18 protein-coding genes are annotated in these 21824 nt (G+C 49.1%); 13 read left to right on the plus strand and 5 right to left on the minus strand.

The genetic code is table 11. The features are described 5' to 3' along the window. Positions 1 to 20 precede the first annotated feature (20 nt). The 5 genes from CCE91_RS06325 to CCE91_RS06345 all read left to right on the plus strand — a co-directional run bounded on the left by CCE91_RS06325 (position 21) and on the right by CCE91_RS06345 (position 5388). On the plus strand, positions 21 to 812 hold the full coding sequence (locus tag CCE91_RS06325) for a TatD family hydrolase (protein WP_086434369.1): 792 nt from the start codon (positions 21 to 23) through the stop codon (positions 810 to 812). Between the two features lie 371 nt (positions 813 to 1183). After that, positions 1184 to 1861, plus strand: a complete 678-nt coding sequence (locus CCE91_RS06330) for a GntR family transcriptional regulator (protein WP_086434370.1) — start codon at positions 1184 to 1186, stop codon at positions 1859 to 1861. After that, positions 1836 to 2723 carry a methylisocitrate lyase gene (gene prpB, locus CCE91_RS06335; protein WP_086434371.1) on the plus strand — a complete coding sequence of 296 codons (888 nt, stop codon included), beginning with the start codon at positions 1836 to 1838 and terminating at the stop codon, positions 2721 to 2723. Before CCE91_RS06330 ends, prpB begins: the two co-directional genes overlap by 26 nt. Positions 2724 to 2737: 14 nt before the next feature. After that, positions 2738 to 3862 carry a bifunctional 2-methylcitrate synthase/citrate synthase gene (gene prpC / locus CCE91_RS06340; protein ID WP_086434372.1) on the plus strand — a complete coding sequence of 375 codons (1125 nt, stop codon included), beginning with the start codon at positions 2738 to 2740 and terminating at the stop codon, positions 3860 to 3862. 41 nt (positions 3863 to 3903) lie between these two features. Then, entirely contained in the window at positions 3904 to 5388 is a 1485-nt protein-coding gene (locus CCE91_RS06345; protein ID WP_086434373.1) for a bifunctional 2-methylcitrate dehydratase/aconitate hydratase, read from the plus strand. A gap of 76 nt (positions 5389 to 5464) precedes the next feature. Here CCE91_RS06345 and CCE91_RS06350 read toward each other — a convergent pair whose 3' ends face one another. Next, on the minus strand, positions 5465 to 6808 hold the full coding sequence (locus CCE91_RS06350) for a sodium-dependent transporter (RefSeq protein WP_086434374.1): 1344 nt from the start codon (positions 6806 to 6808) through the stop codon (positions 5465 to 5467). A gap of 242 nt (positions 6809 to 7050) precedes the next feature. Here CCE91_RS06350 and CCE91_RS06355 point away from each other — a divergent pair, with 242 nt between their 5' ends. Further along, positions 7051 to 8943, plus strand: a complete 1893-nt coding sequence (locus CCE91_RS06355; RefSeq protein WP_159454936.1) for a sensor domain-containing diguanylate cyclase — start codon at positions 7051 to 7053, stop codon at positions 8941 to 8943. Positions 8944 to 8967: 24 nt separating this feature from the next. On the opposite strand, the gene ansA is transcribed toward CCE91_RS06355, so the two are convergent. Together ansA and sppA are read right to left on the minus strand one after the other, a co-directional pair. Beyond that, positions 8968 to 9978 (minus strand): asparaginase, encoded by a 1011-nt coding sequence (gene ansA, locus CCE91_RS06360; RefSeq protein ID WP_086434376.1) that lies wholly within the window; start codon positions 9976 to 9978, stop codon positions 8968 to 8970. 58 nt (positions 9979 to 10036) lie between these two features. Beyond that, positions 10037 to 11887: a signal peptide peptidase SppA gene (sppA, locus tag CCE91_RS06365; protein ID WP_086434377.1), complete on the minus strand. Its 1851-nt coding sequence runs from the start codon at positions 11885 to 11887 to the stop codon at positions 10037 to 10039. A 202-nt stretch (positions 11888 to 12089) separates the two neighbouring features. Here sppA and CCE91_RS06370 point away from each other — a divergent pair, with 202 nt between their 5' ends. Further along, positions 12090 to 12650: a nitroreductase family protein gene (locus tag CCE91_RS06370; RefSeq protein WP_407681276.1), complete on the plus strand. Its 561-nt coding sequence runs from the start codon at positions 12090 to 12092 to the stop codon at positions 12648 to 12650. Here the strand turns inward: CCE91_RS06370 and asnS are convergent. Both asnS and bioA read right to left on the minus strand, forming a co-directional pair. Then, on the minus strand, positions 12647 to 14047 hold the full coding sequence (asnS, locus tag CCE91_RS06375; RefSeq protein WP_086434379.1) for an asparagine--tRNA ligase: 1401 nt from the start codon (positions 14045 to 14047) through the stop codon (positions 12647 to 12649). The genes CCE91_RS06370 and asnS overlap by 4 nt on opposite strands. 133 nt (positions 14048 to 14180) lie before the next feature. Beyond that, positions 14181 to 15461: an adenosylmethionine--8-amino-7-oxononanoate transaminase gene (gene bioA, locus CCE91_RS06380; RefSeq protein ID WP_086434380.1), complete on the minus strand. Its 1281-nt coding sequence runs from the start codon at positions 15459 to 15461 to the stop codon at positions 14181 to 14183. A 157-nt stretch (positions 15462 to 15618) separates the two neighbouring features. Between bioA and bioB the strand changes: the two genes are divergently transcribed. The 6 genes from bioB to CCE91_RS06410 all read left to right on the plus strand — a co-directional run bounded on the left by bioB (position 15619) and on the right by CCE91_RS06410 (position 21774). Continuing rightward, entirely contained in the window at positions 15619 to 16668 is a 1050-nt protein-coding gene (gene bioB / locus CCE91_RS06385; protein ID WP_086434381.1) for a biotin synthase BioB, read from the plus strand. A 2-nt stretch (positions 16669 to 16670) separates the two neighbouring features. Next, positions 16671 to 17894, plus strand: coding sequence for an aminotransferase class I/II-fold pyridoxal phosphate-dependent enzyme (locus tag CCE91_RS06390; RefSeq protein WP_086434382.1), 1224 nt, complete (start codon positions 16671 to 16673; stop codon positions 17892 to 17894). Further along, positions 17891 to 18697: a methyltransferase domain-containing protein gene (locus CCE91_RS06395; protein WP_086434383.1), complete on the plus strand. Its 807-nt coding sequence runs from the start codon at positions 17891 to 17893 to the stop codon at positions 18695 to 18697. The genes CCE91_RS06390 and CCE91_RS06395 overlap by 4 nt, the downstream gene beginning before the upstream one ends. 28 nt (positions 18698 to 18725) lie before the next feature. Next, positions 18726 to 19418 (plus strand): dethiobiotin synthase, encoded by a 693-nt coding sequence (bioD, locus tag CCE91_RS06400; RefSeq protein ID WP_086434384.1) that lies wholly within the window; start codon positions 18726 to 18728, stop codon positions 19416 to 19418. 135 nt (positions 19419 to 19553) lie between these two features. Continuing rightward, the gene (locus tag CCE91_RS06405) at positions 19554 to 20912 is read left to right on the plus strand and encodes a class II 3-deoxy-7-phosphoheptulonate synthase (RefSeq protein WP_086434385.1); all 1359 of its coding nucleotides are present in this window, start codon (positions 19554 to 19556) and stop codon (positions 20910 to 20912) included. A gap of 61 nt (positions 20913 to 20973) precedes the next feature. Then, positions 20974 to 21774, plus strand: a complete 801-nt coding sequence (locus CCE91_RS06410; protein WP_086434386.1) for a DUF1338 domain-containing protein — start codon at positions 20974 to 20976, stop codon at positions 21772 to 21774. Positions 21775 to 21824: the final 50 nt, after the last annotated feature.

A 21824-nucleotide genomic window follows, 5' to 3' on the forward strand; every position in this document is an offset into this window, starting at 1 on the left:
GAAGTAAGGTACCTTCCATTATGTATGTCGATTCCCATTGTCATTTGGATAAAATCAAACAAGCAAAAGACGCCGCCGGCTTAAAGAAAGTTCTGGCCAATGCTGCGGCAGCCAAAGTAGAGCATATGTTGTGCGTATGCGTAACTCTGGCTGAGTTTGAAGAAATGCAGGCGCGCGTGGCTGAATTCTCGAATATTTCAGTGTCTTGCGGTGCGCATCCACTGTACGTAGCCGAACATGGTTACGATGCTGAGCTGCTGAGAAAGCTGGCGTCACGCCCCGAAGTTGTAGCTGTGGGGGAAACCGGGCTGGATTACTTCTACGATGCGGACAATCAACAGATTCAAAAAGAAAGCTTCGCCGGTCATGTCGATATTGCGGTAGAGCTTGATAAGCCATTGATTATTCATACCCGTGCTGCGCAGGAAGACACTCTGGCTATTTTACGTGAGGGCAAAGCGGAACGTTGTGGCGGCGTATTGCATTGCTTTACAGAAAGCTATGACATGGCAAAACAAGCCATAGACGAACTGGACTTTTATATTTCGATTTCCGGTATTGCCAGCTTTGCCAACGCCAAAGAGCTGCGTGAAACGGTCCAAAAACTACCCTTAGAAAGAATATTGATTGAAACCGACAGCCCGTGGTTGGCACCGGTGCCGCATCGCGGTAAAGAAAATCAGCCGGCATTTGTAGCGGATGTGGCCAAATGTGTGGCTGATGTGAAAAATATTACGCTGGCCGAGGTGGCTGAGGTTACCCGCAATAATTTCTATCAATTGTTCCGTGGGGCCTCGCCTACAGCGGTGTAGAAGGTGTGTACAACTTGTTCATTAGTCGTGTGTAACTATTGATTTCTCTATATAAAACAACGGTATAAAAAAAGTATAAAAATTTTAGCAATTGTTCAATTTTTGACTATGCTTAAAAATACCGCAATTAACAACGCTTAATTTTTAGGCGTTTAGCGAGATGAGTTAGCGCACGGCTCAATCCCTTTGAGCCATTCCCCTATGCTCGGGACAATTCGGATTGGTCCCGAGCTTTTTTTTGTCTTTTTATTGGTTTTTAGAGCCCAACATCAGAAATCCTGAAATTATAAGATGTCGACAATATCTTGTTATTTACCTAAGAACTAGAATCTGTTAGGCTTCTGCCATCTAGAATTGTCGACAAAGTGACTATGTCTTTATCGTTCCATGTATTTCATACGCTTCAGCAACGCATTGTTGAAGGGGATATACCGCCGGGTAGCAAAATCAGCGAACCGGAATTGGCGCGTGAGTTCAATGTCAGTCGTAGTTCCCTTCGTGAAGCAATCCAACGTTTAGAAGCTGGCGGCCTGGTGATTCGTACACCCAATGTAGGCGCGCGAGTTATTACGTTATCCGCTGCTAAACTGATTGAAATATATGAAATACGCGAAGCCCTGGAAGGCATGGCCTGCCGTTTGGCGGCTGAGCGTATGACAGTGCAGCAAATAGATGAACTAAAACAACTACTGGCCGATCACGCCAAAGCCGAGTCGCTACAAAGCGGACAAAGTTATTACCAAAGTGAGGGCGATGTTGATTTTCACTACCGACTGATTCACGGCAGTCAGAATCAACAACTCATCGATTGGTTGTGCGGCGAGTTGTATCAGCTAGTTCGCATGTATCGCGTGCAATTCGGCATGGCCGGGCCGCGCGCCAAAACCGCTTTTAAAGAACATAGCCAAATTGTTGATGCTATTGCCTCAGGTGATGGTGAACTGGCCGAAATGCTGATGCGGCGTCATATCGCCGCCAGCCGTAAAAATATTCAAGTGAAATTACAATTACAGGAGCAGGAAGATGTCGCAAGTATCTCCAGGAGCTAAATTACGTCAAGCCATTGCAGCGGAAGCACCGTTGCAAGTGGTTGGTACTATTAACGCCTACACCGCCATGATGGCAGAGCGTACTGGCCATAAAGCCATTTACTTATCCGGAGCTGGGGTAGCCAATGCTTCCTTTGGGTTGCCGGATTTGGGTATGACCTCATTAAATGACGTGCTGGAAGATGTACGTCGTATTACCGCTGCGTCATCGCTGCCATTGTTGGTAGATGCTGACACTGGCTGGGGTGGGGCATTTAATATTTCACGGACAGTGAAAGAGATGATCCGTGCCGGTGCCGCTGGTATTCACATTGAAGATCAGGTCGCACAGAAGCGTTGTGGACACCGTCCAAACAAAGAGATTGTGAGCCTGGACGAGATGGTTGACCGGGTGAAAGCCGCCGTTGATGCTAAAACCGATCCGGACTTCTTCATTATGGCGCGTACCGACGCTTTTGCTCAACAAGGTTTAGAATCCGCTATCGAACGCGCACAGGCCTGTGTTGATGCCGGTGCCGATGCTATTTTTGCCGAAGCTGTAACGGAGCTTGAACACTATCAAGCCTTTACTAAAGCACTGTCTGTACCTGTATTGGCGAATATCACTGAATTTGGACAAACGCCACTGTATAATAAGCAGGAATTAGCAGACGTTGGCGTTGAAATGGTGCTGTATCCATTAAGTGCTTTCCGCGCTATGAACAAAGCCGCGCTCAACGTGTACGAACACATTTTAACCGACGGCGATCAAAAAGCCGTTGTCGACAACATGCAGACTCGTTCTGAGCTGTATGACTTTCTGAACTATCACGATTTTGAAGAAAAACTGGATGCGCTATTTGCGCAAGGCAGAAATAAATAAGAAGGAGCCAAATCATGGCAGAGAAAAAACAGGGTGGCGCAGGCCTACGTGGTCAAGTCGCAGGTAAAACCGCTTTATCAACAGTCGGTAAATCAGGCTCAGGCCTAACGTACCGTGGCTACGACATCAAAGATCTGGCCAAGAACTGTCAGTTCGAAGAAGTGGCATACCTGATTTTAAAAGGCGAATTGCCGAAGCAAAGCGAATTAGAATCTTACAAAGCTAAGCTGAAAGGCATGCGTGGCCTGCCACAAGCATTAAAAGAAGTGTTAGAACGTATTCCGGCTAACGCACATCCAATGGATGTTATGCGTACCGGTACCTCAATGCTGGGTAATCTGGAAACGGAAGAGAGCTTCTCAGAGCAGGAAGACAAAGCCGATCGTCTGTTGGCCAGCTTGCCAAGTATCATTTGCTACTGGTACCGCTTTAGCCACGACGGCGAGCGTATTGAAACCGAAACTGATGATGATTCAGTAGGCGCGCATTTCTTAACCATGCTGCGCGGCGAAGCGCCAAATGCATTGCACGAAGAAGTGATGAATACCTCATTGATTCTGTATGCAGAGCATGAGTTTAATGCTTCAACCTTTACCGCTCGTGTATGTGCATCAACCTTATCGGATCTGCACAGCTGTGTAACCGGTGCTATTGGTTCATTACGTGGACCATTGCACGGTGGCGCTAACGAAGCCGCGATGGACATGATTGCTCAGTGGTCTTCAGCTGACGAAGCTGAGAAAGCCATTATGGGTATGCTTGAGCGTAAAGATAAAATCATGGGCTTTGGTCATGCGGTATATACCGAATCTGATCCGCGCAACGAGATTATCAAAGAATACGCGAAGAAATTGTCTGACGATGTAGGTGATGACACTTTATTCCCGGTTTCAGTACGTGTTGATGACGTGATGAAGCGTGAAAAAGGATTGTTCCCCAACGCCGACTTCTATCATGCGTCTGCGTACCACTTTATGGGCATTCCAACTAAGTTGTTTACCCCAATTTTCGTGATGTCACGCCTGACTGGCTGGGCTGCACACGTATTCGAACAACGTGCGGATAACCGTATTATTCGTCCGTCAGCCGATTATGTTGGTGCAGAGCCACGTAAAGTGACACCAATCGAACAGCGTTAAGTTATTTAATTTAAAAAGTTGCGACAAGGAGTACGCAGAATATGAGTGCGAATTTTGATACAAACGAACGTCCGGATTATGACAAAGTCATTCAGGACATTGCAGACTACGTTATCGACTATAAAGTAGATAGCGACGAAGCGTGGGACACCGCGCGTAACTGCTTAATGGACACCTTAGGTTGTGGCCTGTTGGCATTGCGCTTCCCAGAGTGTACCAAGCATTTAGGCCCATTGGTTGAAGGTACTGTGGTACCTAACGGCGCACGCGTGCCTGGTACCCAGTTCCGTATGGATCCAATGAAAGCAGCTTGGGATATCGGCTGTGTTATCCGTTGGTTAGATTTCAACGATACCTGGTTAGCAGCTGAGTGGGGTCACCCGTCTGACAACCTGGGCGGCATTTTGGCTACCGCTGATTTCATCTCACAAAACCGCGTTTCCCGTGGGCTTGAGCCGCTAACCATGAAGACCGTGTTAGAAGGCATGATTAAAGCGCACGAGATTCAAGGTGTACTGGCGCTTGAGAACAGCTTCAACCGTGTTGGTTTAGACCACGTGGTATTGGTAAAAGTGGCCTCAACTGCGGTAGTTACCTGGTTGATGGGCGGTAACCGTGAGCAGATCCTTGCTGCCGTATCGCAAGCATGGGTAGACGGCCAGTCTTTACGTACTTACCGTCACGCTCCAAACGCTGGTTCACGTAAGTCATGGGCTGCCGGTGATGCGACGTCACGTGCCGTGCGTTTAGCTGACATCAGCATGCGCGGCGAAATGGGCATTCCAGGTGCATTAACTGCACCACAGTGGGGCTTCTATGACATCTTGTTCAACAAGACCAATAAAGACCAGAAACTGAAGTCGAAAGAAGATGCACAGTTCAAATTCCAGCGTGACTACGGTAGCTACGTAATGGAAAACGTGTTGTTCAAGATTTCGTTCCCGGCTGAGTTCCACTCGCAGACTGCTTGTGAAGCAGCTGTGACCTTGCATCCGCAAGTGAAAGACCGTCTGGACGACATTGAGAAAATTGTGCTGACCACGCACGAATCAGCCATTCGTATTATTTCGAAGAAAGGCGATTTGGCCAACCCGGCTGACCGCGATCACTGCTTACAGTATATGACCGCAGTACCGTTGGCGTTTGGTAACCTGGTAGCTGAGCATTACGAAGACGACTTCCACCGTAGCAATCCGATCATTGATGAATTGCGCGAGAAAATGGAAGTGGTTGAAGACGAGCGTTACAGCCGTGAATATCACGATCCTGACAAACGTTCTATTGCCAACGCTATGCAGATCTTCTTCAAAGACGGCAGCAGCACTGACCGTATTGAAGTTGAATACCCAATTGGTCACCGCCTGCGTCGCGAAGAAGGTATTCCGGTACTGGAAGACAAGTTCAAGCGTAACCTTGCAACGCGCTTCCCAATCGGTCGTACCAACAACATCTTCAGCCTGTGTAAAGATCAGAAGAAGTTGGAACAAACACCAGTTCATGAATTTATGGACATGTTTGTTATCTAAGCTTCGGCTGCAGCAAACACTAAAAAGCCCGGCACTAGCCGGGCTTTTTTTATGCGTATAAAGCAGCAGTTAAGAACTAACCCTGCCAGATAATGACGAGGATCAGTATTGGGCAGATGAACTTCACGTACCAGGGCCAGATTTTCCAGAACAGGCTCTTGTGAATTTCCGGTGAGCCTTCCTGCAGCGCTTTTAACAGGAAGTGCTGGCGTAGCACCCAAGTAAGTAGAACGCCGAATACAAGGGCTAACAGAGGCTGCATATAGACGGTGCTGAAGGTAACCACAGCCGTGAACAGCGTGTTGAAGTTCAAAATAATGATGGTGGAGATTAAGGCAACGGTTGAACCTACTACCCACACCATTTGTGAACGCGGTTGGCCGGTTTCTTCGCGCAAGGCGTTTACCGGTGCTTCCAGCATAGATATAGACGAAGTAATAGCCGCAATAACCATGAGCGCAAAGAAAGCTAAACCAACCCAAAGGCCGCCATTACCCATGGTATCGAACATGGCCGGCAATACGGTAAATACCAGCGTATCGGCTGATAGCAAGCTGCCGTTGGCATCGTAAATTTCAACGCCATTATACTGTGCTGCGAACATAGCCGGCAGAATCAGTAAACCGGCTAGGAAGGCCACTGAGCTGTCCAACAGAGCTACCCATGCTGCTGTTTTTGGCAGGTTTTCATCACGCGACAGATAAGCGCCGTAGGTCATCATGCAGCATACGCCCAGCGATAGTGAGAAGAACGCCTGGCCCATAGCCCGGATAATTAAGTCGGGATCAGAAACGCGGCTGAAATCTGGCGTTAAGTACATCATTAAGCCGTCGGTGGCGCCTGGCAGGGTGGATATATAAACCGCCATGGCAATCAGCAGCACAAACAGCAGCGGCATTAAGCGCCGTGACCAGCGCTCAATACCATCGGTTACGCCGGAACGCACCACATAAATGGTAACTAAGGTGAATAGTCCCATCATGATTAGATTGCGTTCGGTACTGAATTCGGTAAGCCACAGTGCTAACTCCTGATAGCCAAACAGTTCGGCCAAGGGCGCAAACATAAAGGCCAGTAACCAGCCGGAAACGATGCTGTAGAAGCTTAAAATAAGAGCTAATACAATCAGGCCAACAACGCCACTTACCGCACCAAAACCGCGCCAGAACGGGCGTTTGCTTAAGCTACGTAAAGCCTCAACCGGATTACGCTGGCGCATACGGCCAATGGTGAGCTCGGCCACCAGCATAGGATAGGCCAGAATCACTACCATAATCAGGTACACCAACAAAAATGCGCCGCCGCCGTTACTGGCGGCCTGGGTAGGGAAGCCCCAAATATTACCAACACCCACGGCGGATCCGGCCGCAGCCAGAATAAAGCCAATTCGAGATGAAAACGCAGGAGATTTCAAAGCCATAATTTTATTCTTATAGTTAAGGTTAAGACTAAGTGATTAACGCAGCAGCTAGCATACTGAAATTCACTTAAATGTCACACGAAACTCCACCGCAAATTACCAATTAAAGAAAATTTAAATTCGCCCTTGGCATTAAGGAGCACCATGGTATTCTGCTTAAAACAACATAATTATAACGACCGCCGATGCCGAAGATAACAAAGTCACTCCGCTCCCGAATCCTTTTTACGCTAACCAGTGGAATGTTTGCGCTCATTGTCGTGGCAGCCTGGGTAACCTTAAGTGTGCAACGTGAGCAAGCTGACTTAGCTGCTCGTGAGCAATTAAATCATGCCACGGCTATTGTTGCTGACGCTGCTGATTTTATGCTGAATACGCGTAAAAAAGCGTTACAGCAGTGGGCTGAAAATATTCGGCAAGTAGGTCCGGAACAGGTGTCTTTGGCGAACGAGTCAGCCCTCAAAGTGTTATTCGATAATTTGTTGGTGTTGTCACCCGAAGGTCGCGTGCTTGACGACTGGCCAATCTTTGAATCCCGGCGCAACGCCGATGCGAGCTTTCGTGACTATTACAAACGTGCAGTGGTGAGTGCAGAAGTTGTTCTCAGCGAACCCTTTTTGACTGACCCGAACCAGCTACCGCTAGTGAATCTGAGTTACGCAGTAAGAGACGGTCGTGGCGATATTATAGCGATTCTGGTCGGCAGCATGTCGTTGCGCGATAACAGTTTTCTGAAAGCACTGGAGCGCACGCAAATAGGCCTTACCGGTTATATTTCAGTCATCAGTGCCGATGGTTTGATTATCAGCCACCCGCAGCAAGACTTTATTATGCAAGCAATACCTGAGGATCGTGAAATCTTCAGAAAACGCGTACTTGCTGGTTGGCGTGGGGTGGTTCATATCGAAGCTCTGCGTGGCGGTAAATCATTGCAGTCTTATGAAAGCCTGCAAGATAATAATTGGATTATTGCGGGCGTGATTCCGGAAGAAGAAGCCTACGCGGCTGCCGATCAAGCGACTCGCACCTTACTTTTAGCCATAATAACCGCAGCTTTTGTGGTGATGATTATTATTTGGTGGCTACTGCATTTGCAGATGCGGCATTTACCCCGCCTGACCAATGAACTCTCGCGATTGCAAGCCGGCGCCCGCGCTGAACTGGACCCTATTGGGTATGAAGAAATTGATGCATTGGTGGTCGCTTTTAATCAACTATTGGAAGACAACCATGTATCACAGCAACAATTGCAGCAACGGCAGGTTTATTTGCAATCCATTCTAGAGGCCTCCAGTGCCGGGTTGTTTGTCGTTGATAATAACGGCAAAGCTGAGTTTATTAATTCAGCGGTTGCCCGCATTACCGGCTGGCCTAAACAACTGTTTCAAGATGGCGACTGGTGCAAAGCCATGCCAGCGAATGATGCCAAACGTGTATGCGTGATGTGGCAACAAGCATTAGAAGATAAGAGTTTCTTTAGCTTGGATCATCGCTATGTGCGCCCTGAGGGCAATACCGTGTGGGTGAACTGTCAGCTATATCCGGTTGAGTTTGACCAAAAACTAGTGGGTATGGTGGGCACCATAGTAGATGTCAGCATGCGCTATGCGCGTGAAAAAGAGCTTATTAACGTGGCGAACGAAGACGCGCTCACCAAACTCGCTAATCGCCGTGGCTACGACGAAAAAATCGAAAAGTTATTTAATTTACATCGCCAACAGCAGGTACAAACGGTGCTGTTGTCACTGGATTTAGATCATTTTAAATCGGTTAACGATAGTGCCGGGCATGAGGTTGGCGACTGGGTACTACAGCAATTAGCAAAAATTATTGTGGGCGAGATTAGAGTGGACGATTTTGCCGCCCGCGTTGGTGGTGATGAGTTTGCTGTATTGTTGCGCGACTGCGATGAAAAGCATGCTTTACAGATAGCCGAACGGATTCGCCGGGAAGTAGAAGAGCTGGAACATGAGCACCCGAGTGTAAAAGCGGTAACCATTAGTATTGGCTTGGCTGCATCCAGTATTGCTGATGAATACGTGATTGACTGGATACGTCGGGCTGACCGTGCTTGTTACGAAGCAAAAAATAAAGGCCGTAATCAGGTAGTGATTGACGGCCTCAATGGGGTGTAGAAACTGGTATTTAGAAACTGATGACTAGAAGGTAAGTTCACCACGCAAATTCTGTTGCAGTAGATGCTCTCGTTGCGAACGTGACATATCTTGTGACAGCAAGTAGTGCAGTTTGGTCAGCGCCGCTTCAATACTCATGTCGTTGGCGCTCACCACACCAATTTCGGCCAGCGCATTACCGGTCGCGTAACCACCCATATTTACTTTGCCGCGGAAACACTGGGTGCGATTTAAAATAGTCGTACCGGATTCTATACCACGCTCTAAAGCGGCCAATAGCGCCGGGTCTTGCGGCGCGTTACCTACGCCATAGCTTTGCAGAATCAGCGCCTTTACCGGTTGCTGCAGCATATTATTAAAAATATCGGCGGCAATACCCGGATACAAAGTTACGACACCTATAGCCTGCGGGCTTACTGGCGTCAGTCGCAATGGCTCGTCACTTAACGGAGCTAGCTGGCCTTCGTGCACCACAATTTGAATACCGGCTTCTAGCAATGGCGGGAAGTTCGGTGAGGCAAAGGCATCAAAACCATTAGCATCGGCTTTGGTGGCACGGTTGCCACGAAACAGAGTGTTATTGAAAAATAAACTGACTTCAGGAATAGGGTAGTTAGCGGCTATATAAAGCGCATTAAGTAGATTGGTTTGGCCGTCGGAGCGAAGCGCCGCTAATGGAATTTGCGACCCGGTGATGATTACCGGTTTACCCAGGTTCTCGAACATAAACGACAACGCAGACGCCGTGTAGGCCATGGTGTCAGTACCATGCAGCACCACAAAGCCGTCGTAGTCGGCATAGTTGTTTTGAATGTCTTCGGCAATGTGCAGCCAATCGGCTGGCGACATATCTGAAGAATCCATTAAGGGCGCATACTCATGAATGGTGAACTCCGGCATTTCTGCGCGAAAGAACTCCGGCATTTTTTGTACGCATTCAGTTAAAAAACCCGGCACCGGAATAAATCCCTGTGCCGATTTCTGCATACCAATGGTGCCGCCTGTGTAGGCTACATAAATACGTTTTCTGCTCACGAGCTCACAATCCATTTACTAGTTCGGTGGAACCCGCTTTATAGCATTTTTTCACTACTTAATCAGTAGGGCAGAGTTCACAAAGTGCATAAATGCCTTGTGGATCGTTGAATTTGTCGAGCATTTCAACTTCACGCCAAACCCGGTAAATACTTTGTTTTACCAATCCACGTTGTGGTTGCTGGGCTGGTTCTGGTAACCAAACTGCGGCTTTACCGAAGAGTTCCTTGAAGAACATTTCTTTGGCAGACAGTTCCGGCTCTACCGGGGCAACCCGATAGTCATCCAATTCAGCTAAACGCGCCGCTGCCAATACCGCATCATTCAAGTTACCCAGTGAATCTACCAGGCCAAGTTCCTGTGCTTTGCTGCCGGTCCAAACGCGACCCTGAGCCACTTCATGAACAGCGTCAAAACTCATTTCGCGACTTTCAGCAACCAAGGACACAAAGTCTTTATAGAATTTTTCAATGTTACTTTGCACCAGCTGCTTGGCACTGTCAGACAGTTCGCGAGTTGGGTTTAGGTACGGGTATTCTGTCGTTCTGAAGCCGTCACTATTAATACCAAGCTCTGCCAGACTGTCTTCCAGGGTGAAGAACATACCGAATACACCAATCGAGCCGGTAATAGTGGTTGGTGCTGCCCAGATTTCGTCTGCACTTGCTGCTATCCAGTAACCACCAGATGCTGCCACTGTGCTCATAGAAGCCACCACCGGAATGCCGGCTTGTTGTAATTGCAGTACTTCCTGACGAATAATCTCAGAGGCAAAACCGCTACCACCAGGGCTGTCGATACGAAGTACCACAGCTTTGGTATTTTCATTCAAACGGGCGTTACGAAGTAGCTCTGCGGTGCTGTCACCACCAATAATACCTGGCTTGTGATAACCGTCCATAATCACACCACGGGCGTGAATAAGCGCAATAGTTGGCTTCGAACTACCGCCCAGTTGTGGTGCATCATTCGTTGCTTCCAGATAGCTCAGGAAGTTAATGTTCTTATAGCTCTCTTTTTCTTCATCGAAGCCCGACAAGTTAATGAGCTCAGTACGAATTTCTTCCCGGGTTTTTAATGCATCTACTAGTTTGGTTTGCACAGCGAAAGCCGCGCTGTCGGCATCGGCTGCTTCATACAGCGCCATAAAGTCTTCTAAATCGCCTTGTAATAAACGTGGCTCAATAGCTCGATGCGCGGTTAAATCGTCTTTAAATGCGTCCCACAACGCCATATAGAGTTCGCTGTTGGCCTCACGTGCTTCGTCAGACATGTCATTGCGGGTGTAGGGCTCAACCGCTGACTTGTACGCACCAGCTTTAAATACATGCGAGTTCACTTTAAGTTTTGCCAGCATGTCTTTGAAGTACAACTGATAGTAACCAAAACCTTGCAGATCAACGCCGCCGAGCGGGTTCAGGTAGACCTTATCAGCATGAGCAGCCAGGTAATATTGCGACTGTGAGTAGTAATCACCAACGGCAATAATAGGTTTACCAGATTGACGGAACTCATCGAGAGCGGCACCAATAGCCTGCAATTTATTAACACCACCGCCCCGGAGATTTTCCAGATTCAGCAGCAGGGCGCCAATACTGTCATCGGTTTGGGCACGTTTAATAGAATTTAGAATATCGCTTAGCAATACTTCAGGATTTTCGGGTTGACCGCCAAAGGTTTCTTCAAAGAAAGCTTCCACCGGATCGACATAAGTTTTTTCTTCAACAATAACGCCTTGTGGGTTAAGCACTAGAATAGCGTTATCCGGCACCACAATAGGGTCTTCTTCGCTGGTCAGGGCAATAATAATTAGTGCCAGAACGAAAAAGAAAACCAAGTTTACGATCACTTTGCGTGTGCCGTTTAAGACTCGCCATAGCTGACTGAAAGTTGACGATACTGCGCCCATGAAATACCTACTTGTGGCTTTTATACGATAGTTGTTAGCATAACGAAACGGGCCGCTTTAAACCAGTCTTACTATGTAACAGAGCGTGATCTTTATCAGCTTGTACAGGTGCTGTTCTTTGTCTGGGTTTGGAAGCCTGATAGACTGATTGCAAGTCTCAATTAGAAGTAGATACAAAACCATGGATGCTTTGGAATTATTAGTGACACGCTCGTCGATGCCGCGCTTAATGGAGCCGGGCCCAACACGCGAGCAGCTCGCAATTATTGAAGCGGCCGCATTGCGCGCGCCGGATCATATGCAGCTTACCCCATACCGCTTTTATGGATACCGCGGTGATGGCCGGCAACAGCTTAGCCAGCTCTTTGCTACCGCTTCAAAGGCGCGCGGCGACGACGAGGTGGCCGTGAATCATGCCGCTCAATTACCGTTTCGTGCACCCGTACTGATAGCGGCGGTGATGCAGCATCAACCACATGACAAAGTGCCGTGGGTAGAGCAAATTTGTAGTACCGCAGCGGCAGTCATGGCTATGCAACAAGCATGTTTTGCACAAGGGCTGGGGGCCATTTGGCGTACCGGCTGGTTAGCTCAGGATGAATTCGTGCGAACTGAATTAGGATTGGCAGAAGACGATGAACTGATTGGTTTTTTGTATGTAGGAACGCCTGCGGTTCCAACGCCGATTAAGCCAGCGCGGGAAGCCTCAGGAGTTTTTCAGTGGTTTGATTCAACGAGTAAAGGTGAATCTGGCGCTGATTAAAAATCAGCGCTTTTTGGTGCACGTGGGAACGGAATCACGTCACGAATGTTTTGCATGCCAGTAACGTAAGTTACCAGGCGCTCGAAACCAAGCCCAAAACCAGCATGAGGTACGGTGCCATAACGGCGTAAATCACGGTACCAGCTGTATTGTTCTTTCGGTAACTGCATTTCATCTAAGCGTGCGTCCAGAACGTCTAAACGCTCTTCACGGGCACTACCGCCAATGATTTCGCCAATTCCCGGCGCCAGCACGTCCATTGCTGCTACAGTTTTACCATCGTCATTCTGACGCATGTAAAAGGCCTTAATATCTTTCGGGTAGTTCTTCAGAATAATAGGCGCGCCGACGTGCACTTCAGCCAGGTAACGCTCGTGCTCAGACTGTAAATCGGTACCCCAGGCCACCGGATACTCAAACTTTTTACCACAGTTTTGTAAAATTTCTACAGCGTCGGTGTAGTCCATGTGCACAAAGTCTTGCTCAATCACTTGCTGCAGACGATCAATAACGCCAGAGTCAATACGCTGCTGGAAGAACGCCATGTCATCAGCACGTTCGGTTAGTACAGCTTTGAAGGCATACTTCAGCATGCTCTCGGCCAGTCCGGCAATGTCATTCAAGTCAGCAAAGGCTACTTCTGGTTCAACCATCCAGAACTCTGACAGGTGACGGCTGGTGTTGGAGTTCTCGGCCCGGAAGGTAGGGCCAAAGGTGTACACTTTTGACAGTGAACAGGCATAAGACTCAACGTTGAGCTGGCCGGATACCGTTAAGAAAGCTTCCTTACCGAAAAAGTCCTGTGCGTAATCTATCTGGCCGTTATCTTTCTTCGGGATATTCATCATGTCCAGCGTCGACACTCGGAACATTTCACCCGCGCCTTCGGCATCGGATGCAGTAATAATTGGGGTGCTCACCCACAGGTAACCCTGCTCATGGAAAAAGCGGTGCAACGCTTGCGACAGGCAGTTACGAACTCGCATAACCGCGCCAGTTACATTGGTACGGGTACGCAGGTGTGCATGCTCACGTAAATATTCCATCGAATGGCGTTTTGGTGACATGGGGTAGGTGTCGGGGTCTTCAACCCAGCCATACACATGTACTTTGGTTGCCTGTAACTCGAATGCCTGGCCCTGACCAGCTGATTCGGCAACGGTGCCGGTAACGGCAACAGAACAGCCGGTGGTGAGTTTCACGACTTCGCTCTGGTAATTGTCAACTTCGCTTGGCACTACGGCCTGAACGGCGTCAAAGCATGAGCCGTCGTGAATGTTGATAAAAGAGATACCAGCTTTAGAATCACGTCGGGTACGAACCCAACCGCGTACAGTGATCTCGCTGCCAACAGCAATCTCGCCTGATAGAACATCAACAACAGAAGCGAAAGACATGGGGGAACCGGCTCCACTTTATAAATTATGAATAGGATTAATAAGGTCTGATATGTTACCGCGCTTTGCCGCAGACTCAAGTAATACCTGCACCTTAGCGCAGATATTTATTGATTTAGTGGTTTTGCCCGAATTAACTGCTGCGGGCTAGCGCCAACATGGCATCCGTGAGCTGGGTTAACTCGTTCGGTTCTATTATAAACGGCGGCATTAAGTAAACTAATTTACCGAAGGGGCGAATCCACACGCCGCGCTCCACGAAAAACTTCTGGGCGCTGGCTGCATCAACAGGTTCGCGCATTTCCATCACACCAATAGCACCAAAAACCCGAACGTCAGCAACCGCCGGTAAGTCCCGCGCCGCTGCTAACTCATCGCGCAGTTGCTGTTCAATAGCTGCCACGCGCTGTTGCCAGTTGCTGCTTAACAGCACCTCGATACTGGCACTGGCCACCGCGCAGGCTAGCGGATTACCCATAAAGGTAGGCCCGTGCATAAAGGATCCCCCGGCGGGGCCATTGCCGATAGTGTTGGCCACATCGGTGGTAGTAAGTACCGCAGCCTGGGTCATATAGCCGCCAGTTAAGGCTTTGCCTAAACATAAAATATCAGGGCATATAGCCGCATGTTCGCAGGCAAACAGCTTACCGGTACGACCAAAGCCGGTGGCGATTTCGTCGGCGATTAACAGAACTTGGTATTTCTCGCACAAGGCTTTGGCACCACTAAGGTAGTTCGGGTGATAAAAGCGCATGCCACCGGCGCCTTGCACAACGGGTTCCAGAATTAATGCTGCCAGCTCATGCTGATGGTTCTTTAACAGGGTTTCTAAGGCATCCAGCTCGCTTTCCTGCCAGTCGTCTTGCGGCGTAAGGCCTGGTACCGGAGCAAATAGCTGCTCGCGCAGTGCGCCCTGAAACAAATGATGCATGCCATTGACCGGATCACACACCGACATAGCCGCGAAAGTATCGCCGTGGTAGCCGCCGCGAATACTGGCCATGCGATTTTTTTCAGGTTGATTACGGCTAAACCAGTACTGCACTGCCATTTTAATGGCTACTTCCACGGCAACCGAACCTGAATCGGCCAGAAACACGCGTTGTAAGGGGTCGGGGGTAATGTCGACCAATTGCCGGCCCAGGGCCACAGCTGGTGGGTGCGTAATACCACCAAACATCACGTGACTCATTTTCTGCAGTTGATCACCAGCAGCCTTATTCAGCACCGGATGATTGTAACCATGAATAGCGGCCCACCAGGACGACATGCCATCAACCAGTTTACGGCCGTCGGCCAGTTCCAGCTGGCATTCCTTGGCAGCCACTACGGGGTAGGTGGGGAGCGGATTTGTCAATGACGTATAAGGGTGCCACAGGTGCTTACGGTCAAAGTCTAAATCAGCTGAATTCATGGTTAATTCCCGGTTAATAGCTTGTGAATGGTTAATAAATAACCATTCGTAAAGTTATTGGTTGTAAATAAGTTGACAGTGTAACTACTGCCAGTAAGCTAGTCGAGCATAACGGTTCGCAACTTATAACAAGTTTTAACTAATGGAAACGCCAACAATGACTGCGCAACAAACAACCATACGCCAAGACTGGACCATTGAAGAAATCGAATCTTTACTCGAGTTACCTTTCAACGATCTGTTGTTTCAGGCTCAGCAGGTTCACCGTCAGCATTTCAATCCAAACGAAGTGCAGGTGAGCACTTTGTTGTCCATTAAAACCGGCGCCTGCCCGGAAGATTGTAAGTATTGTCCGCAAAGTGCGCATTACCATACCGGCGTTGATCGTGAGCGCTTAATGGCCGTAGAGAAGGTGCTGCACGAAGCCGAGCAGGCCAAAGCTATTGGTGCCACCCGTTTTTGTATGGGCGCCGCCTGGCGGAACCCGAAAGACCGCGACATGCCATACATTCTTGATATGGTGCGTGGCGTGAAGGAAATTGGTCTGGAAACCTGTATGACGCTGGGTATGTTAACCGCGCCTCAGGCAAAAATGCTGCAGCAGGCCGGTCTTGACTATTACAACCACAACTTAGATACGTCGCCGGAGTTTTACGGCGATATTATTACCACCCGAACCTATCAGGATCGCTTGAATACCCTTGGTAACGTGCGTGATGCCGGTATGAAAGTGTGCGCCGGTGGTATTGTTGGTATGGGCGAGGGTTTGCGTGACCGTGCTAGCTTATTAATGCAGTTAGCGAACTTACCGCAGCATCCTGAAAGTGTACCCATTAACATGTTGGTGAAAGTTGAGGGCACGCCGTTTGCTGAGCTGGACGACTTAGACCCGTTTGAATTTATTCGGACCGTAGCCGTAGCCCGTATTCTGATGCCAGCATCACATGTACGCTTATCGGCGGGCCGCGAAGACATGAACGAGCAAATGCAGGCCTTGTGCTTTTTTGCTGGCGCCAACTCGATCTTTTATGGCGAGCGCTTGTTAACTACTGCTAATCCAGAAGCAAAGCGTGATCAGGAGCTATTCAAGCGACTGGGAATAAAACCTGAAGCGCGTGATGATTACAGCGACGAGGTTCATCAGGCGGTTATTGAAGATGCCGTACAGGAGCAGCAACAGCCTGCTCAATACTACGAAGTTCGTTAACTATGGGCAGTGCCGGTGGCTTGCATATTGCGTTGCCAGAACCCGCTATAAACGAGCGGCGGCAGCGACGCACGCTGGCGCTGCTGGAGAATTCGCGCATTCGCGTGAATGACCACACGTACCTTAACTTCTCCAGCAATGACTATTTAGGTTTAAGCCAACATCCAGCATTATTAACAGCCTTTCGTGAAACGGCCGCAGATTATGGCTGCAGTAGCAGTGCATCGCCGCTAGTAACCGGTTATCAGGCTCCGCATGCGCAGTTGGTAGAGCAGCTTTGTGACTGGTTAAAGCGTGATGATGCGTTGCTTTTTAGCAGTGGTTTCGCCGCAAATACGGGCGTTTTAAAGCAAATATCTGCTTTTTACGACAAAGTTCTATTGGACAAGCTAAGCCACGCGTCGTTAATTGATGGCGTGCGCGAAGCACTGGGCGAGCACCGCTCTAAAGGCAACTCAGCAACTAGCACGTGGCAACGATTCCGGCATCAGGACCAGTCGCATTTAACGCAGCTACTAAACAAATCAGCCGGTGGCTCCGCGCTGGTGGTAACCGAAGGTGTGTTTAGTATGGACGGCGATACCTCCGCCGTTACCGACATCGCAGCATTATGCACCGATGCGAAAGCTGACCTTATGGTTGATGACGCCCATGCTATTGGCGTGTGCGGTGAGGATGGCGAGGGTATAGCCGGTGCCTGTAGTCAGCAGCAAGTACCCATACTAACTGCAACCTTCGGGAAAGCGCTGGGCGTGGGTGGTGCTGTTGTAGCCGGTAGTACGGAATTGACCAATTATTTAGTACAAAACTGTCGCGAATATATTTATTCAACCGCATTTTCAGCGGCTCAGGCGGCTGCAATTACTGCCGCCATTAAAATTTGCCGCAGCGATGAAGGTGCCGGGCGCCGCTATCAACTGCAGCAAAATATTCAGCGGTTCAGAAGCGGAGCCCGAAGCGCAGAGTTGGATTTATTGCCTTCTACAACGGCTATTCAAGGCATTATTTGTGGCGCCGATGACATTGCGCTGTCGGCTAGCCGTTACTTAGCCGATGCCGGTATCTGGTGTTCGGCCATTCGCCCACCAACAGTACCCAAGGGGAGTGCCAGGCTGCGTATTACAATCACCGCCGACCACACCACCGCACAACTTGATCAACTAGTAACTGCCTTAGCAGCGCTTAAACAGCAGCCATTCTGGACTAGCAATGGGGCAGCGTTATGAGCCAAGCGCTAACTATGACAACTGGCTTTGATAAAAAACGCGTAGCCCAACAATTCAGCAAAGCGGCCACCACCTATGCCCGTCATAATGAACTGCAACGCGATTGCGCCCAAACTTTACTAAGCCAACTTGGCCCGAATGCCGGCAAGCTACTAGATGCCGGCTGCGGCCCAGCTGCGATGACTGCGGCCTTGTTGCCGCATTGCAGTGAATATCTGGGGGTAGATTTAGCGCCAGGAATGCTGAACCAGGCACAGCAACACTTCCCGCAGCAGCAATGGTTGCTAGCTGATATAGAGCGGTTGCCGCTGGCGGCGGGCCAATTTGATACTGTAGTAGCGAATCTGGTGGTGCAGTGGTGTGATGACCTTACTCAGGTACTAACCGAGCTACTGCGAGTAACAAAGCCTGGGGGGCGGGTGCTTTGCACCACAGTGCTGGCACCGTCAATGGAACCACTGATGAGTACCTGGCGTAACCTCGATGGCGGCACACACAGCAATAAGTTTTTAAGCCCGCAGGCTTGTGAGCAAAGTTTGCGAAGCCTGCCTCAGAATTTAGCGACGCAGGCACAGGTAAGGGCGAACAATTTCCGCTACTGGTATCCAAGTGTGCTGCAAATGCTGCGCGATCTAAAAGGTATAGGTGCCAATTATACCGTGCGTAACGCAACTCCGGCATTAACCGCGGGAGGCTTGGCGCAGCTTGAACTTAGTATGCGCCAGCACGCTTTGGCGGAACCGGGTAAGTTACCTATGGACTGGACTATTGGCGTGATTGAACTAGATAAAAGCAAAACTTAAACTCAACATAAGTTAACCAAATCGAAATATGAAAACTTATTTTATAACAGGTACAGACACAGACGCGGGTAAAACGGTGGCAGCGGTGGCGCTGTTGCAGGCGTTTGCAAAAACAGGCTTACGAACCTGTGCTATGAAGCCAATTGCAGCCGGTTGTGAGCAACATTCTGAGGGCTTACGTAATTCAGATGCGCTGTTATTACAGGCTGCGGCATCGGTGCCCATGACCTATCAACAGGTAAACCCGATTGCCTTGGTAGAACCCATAGCACCGCATATTGCAGCAGCCATTGCTGGCAAGCCTATTCAGGTGGCTGATTTGGTTGCAGCCTGGTCGGCATTGCAGCAATTACCGGCAGACTTACTGTTGGTAGAAGGTGCAGGCGGCTGGGAGTTACCGCTGTCGGCAAACCAAACCATGCCCGAATTCGTAAAACAAACTGCAGACGGCGTTATTTTAGTCGTTGGGCTAAAGCTGGGCTGTCTGAATCATGCGATGTTGACGGTGCAGGCTATTCGCGCTGCCGGAGTACCTTTGGTGGGTTGGGTTGGTAATCAGTGCTTGCCGCAGAAAATGCCGTATCAAGCTGAAAACATTGACTATTTACGCGCCAAAATTGACGCGCCCTGGCTTGGTACCTTGCCGTATTCACAGAGTTCGGACAGGTTAGAGTTGGCTGATCATCTTCAGCTGAATATGAACCTCAGCGAATTTTCGTAAAAAGCGCTAAAAGCAGCTTCTCAGCAATTGTTATTAGTGCGCAAAACCGCTACATTGGCGGCATTCAGCGCATTTTTTATAAACTTTAGGGTAACAGCTACCCACACTATCAACTTAAGTAAAACAAGGTAACTCATGACTCAATGGAGCTCGCGTAGTTGGCGGGAAAAGCCTATTCAGCAGCAACCTGATTATGCCTCAATCGAATCGTTGCAGGCCGTGGAACGCCAGCTTAAAACCTTCCCACCACTAGTTTTTGCGGAAGAGATTCGAGATTTGCGCAAACAGTTAGCCGAAGTATCAGCCGGGCGTGGCTTTTTGCTGCAAGGCGGTGACTGTGCTGAAAGTTTTCAGGATTTTAACGCGCCGAAAATTCGCGATACCTTTAAGGTTATCCTGCAAATGGCGGTGGTATTAACCTTTGCCGGCTCTTGTCCGGTTACCAAGGTTGCCCGTATGGCGGGGCAGTACGCAAAACCGCGGTCAAGTAACGAAGAGACTCTGGGCGGCGTAAGTTTGCCTAGCTATCGCGGCGATATTATTAATGCGCCTGAGTTTGAAGCTAGTGCACGAGTGCCTGATCCGGAGCGGATGATTAAGGCTTATCACCACTCTGCAGCTACCTTGAACTTACTGCGAGCTTTTGCGCAGGGCGGTCTGGCGGATTTGCACAAAGTGCATAAGTGGAACATGAGCTTTGTTGCAGCCAATCCACTGAAAGATCAATACACTAAAATTGCTGAGCAGATCGAATCGGCACTGAAATTTATGGAAGTACTAGGTATAAATGCCAGTACCAACTCAGCTATTCACGAAACTCAGCTATTTACTTCGCACGAAGCGCTATTGCTGCCGTATGAAGAGGCTTTGACTCGCACCGATACTCTTACCGGTATGCCGTACAACTGTTCAGCACATATGGTTTGGATTGGTGAGCGTACGCGCCAGTTGGATCATGCCCATGTAGAGTTTATGCGTGGCATTAACAACCCAATAGGGGTTAAAATTGGGCCAACCACGGCACCGGATGATTTAATTCAGCTGTTAGATGCGCTGAATCCGGACAACGTAGCAGGCCGCATGACCCTGATTACCCGTATGGGTGCTGATAACTTAGCCGGTAAACTACCTGAACTGGTTCGCCGCGTAAAAGCCGAAGGCCGCCACGTAGTGTGGTCGAGCGATCCTATGCACGGTAATACAGTAAAAGCCGACAATGGCTTGAAAACGCGCTCATTCGACGCCATTCATCAGGAACTGCGCCATTTCTTTGCGATACATCAAGCAGAGGGAACCTATCCAGGTGGTGTGCATCTTGAAATGACCGGGGAAGATGTGACTGAATGTACCGGCGGTGCTTATCAGATCAGCGAAGCTGACTTGTCCAGCCGTTACCGGACTCAGTGCGATCCGCGTTTGAATGCAGATCAAGTATTAGAACTCGCATTTTTGGTTGCTGACTCGCTCAAAGAAGCCCGCAACGGAAAAGGTTAAGAACTACGGTGAGCGGCCATTGGCCGCTCCGTCAATTGAATGAATAAGAGAGAATACCAACATGTCACAGCAGGTTGAGCAGCTTTTTGGAAACCTTTGGAACGATTATATTAAATTAACCCCGTCTGCCGCGAAAGTGCATCAGGTGCTGGGTCAGGGCCGCGAAATCATTAACGATCACGTGGCTTTCCGCACGTTCAATATTGCTCCGGTACGCTTGCAGGCGCTGGCTGATCACTTTGAAAAACTTGGTTATGAAGCCAAAGGTGATTACGAGTTTAAGGCTAAAAAACTGGTTGCTAAGCATTACGAGCATGAGAATCCAGAGTTACCGAAAGTATTCATCAGCGAGTTACTGGTAGAAGAATTTTCGCCAGAGTTACAAAGCATTGTGAAGAAAATGGTGGAGCAAATTGAACCTAGCGCAGTGAGCGCTGAGAACTTTTTATACTCAGGGCCGCATTGGCAGGTTAGTAGTGAAGAGTACGAGCAGTTGCTGGAAGAAAGTGAATATGCTGCCTGGATGGCCGCATTTGGTTTCCGTGCCAACCACTTTACGGTAAGCGTGAACTACCTGCCAGATTACCAAACGCTGGAGCAAGTAAACCAGAAGCTGAAAGACGAAGGCTTTGTGTTAAACAGTTCAGGTGGTGAAATTAAAGGCTCACCAGAGGTATTTCTGGAGCAGTCATCCACTATGGCTGACAGCTATCCGGTTAGCTTTAGTGATGGCACGAAAGAAATTCCAAGCTGCTTTTACGAATTTGCCAAGCGCTATGAAATTGAGCCAGGCCGTTTGTACACCGGCTTTGTCGCTGCTTCGGCAGACAAAATCTTTGAAAGCACGAACGCGCGTCGTTAATGCGTTGCCAGTGCAATCAATAACAAGGCGCCGCATGGCGCCTTGTTTGT

Source organism: Pseudidiomarina planktonica, assembly GCF_900177775.1.
GTDB lineage: Bacteria > Pseudomonadota > Gammaproteobacteria > Enterobacterales > Alteromonadaceae > Pseudidiomarina > Pseudidiomarina planktonica.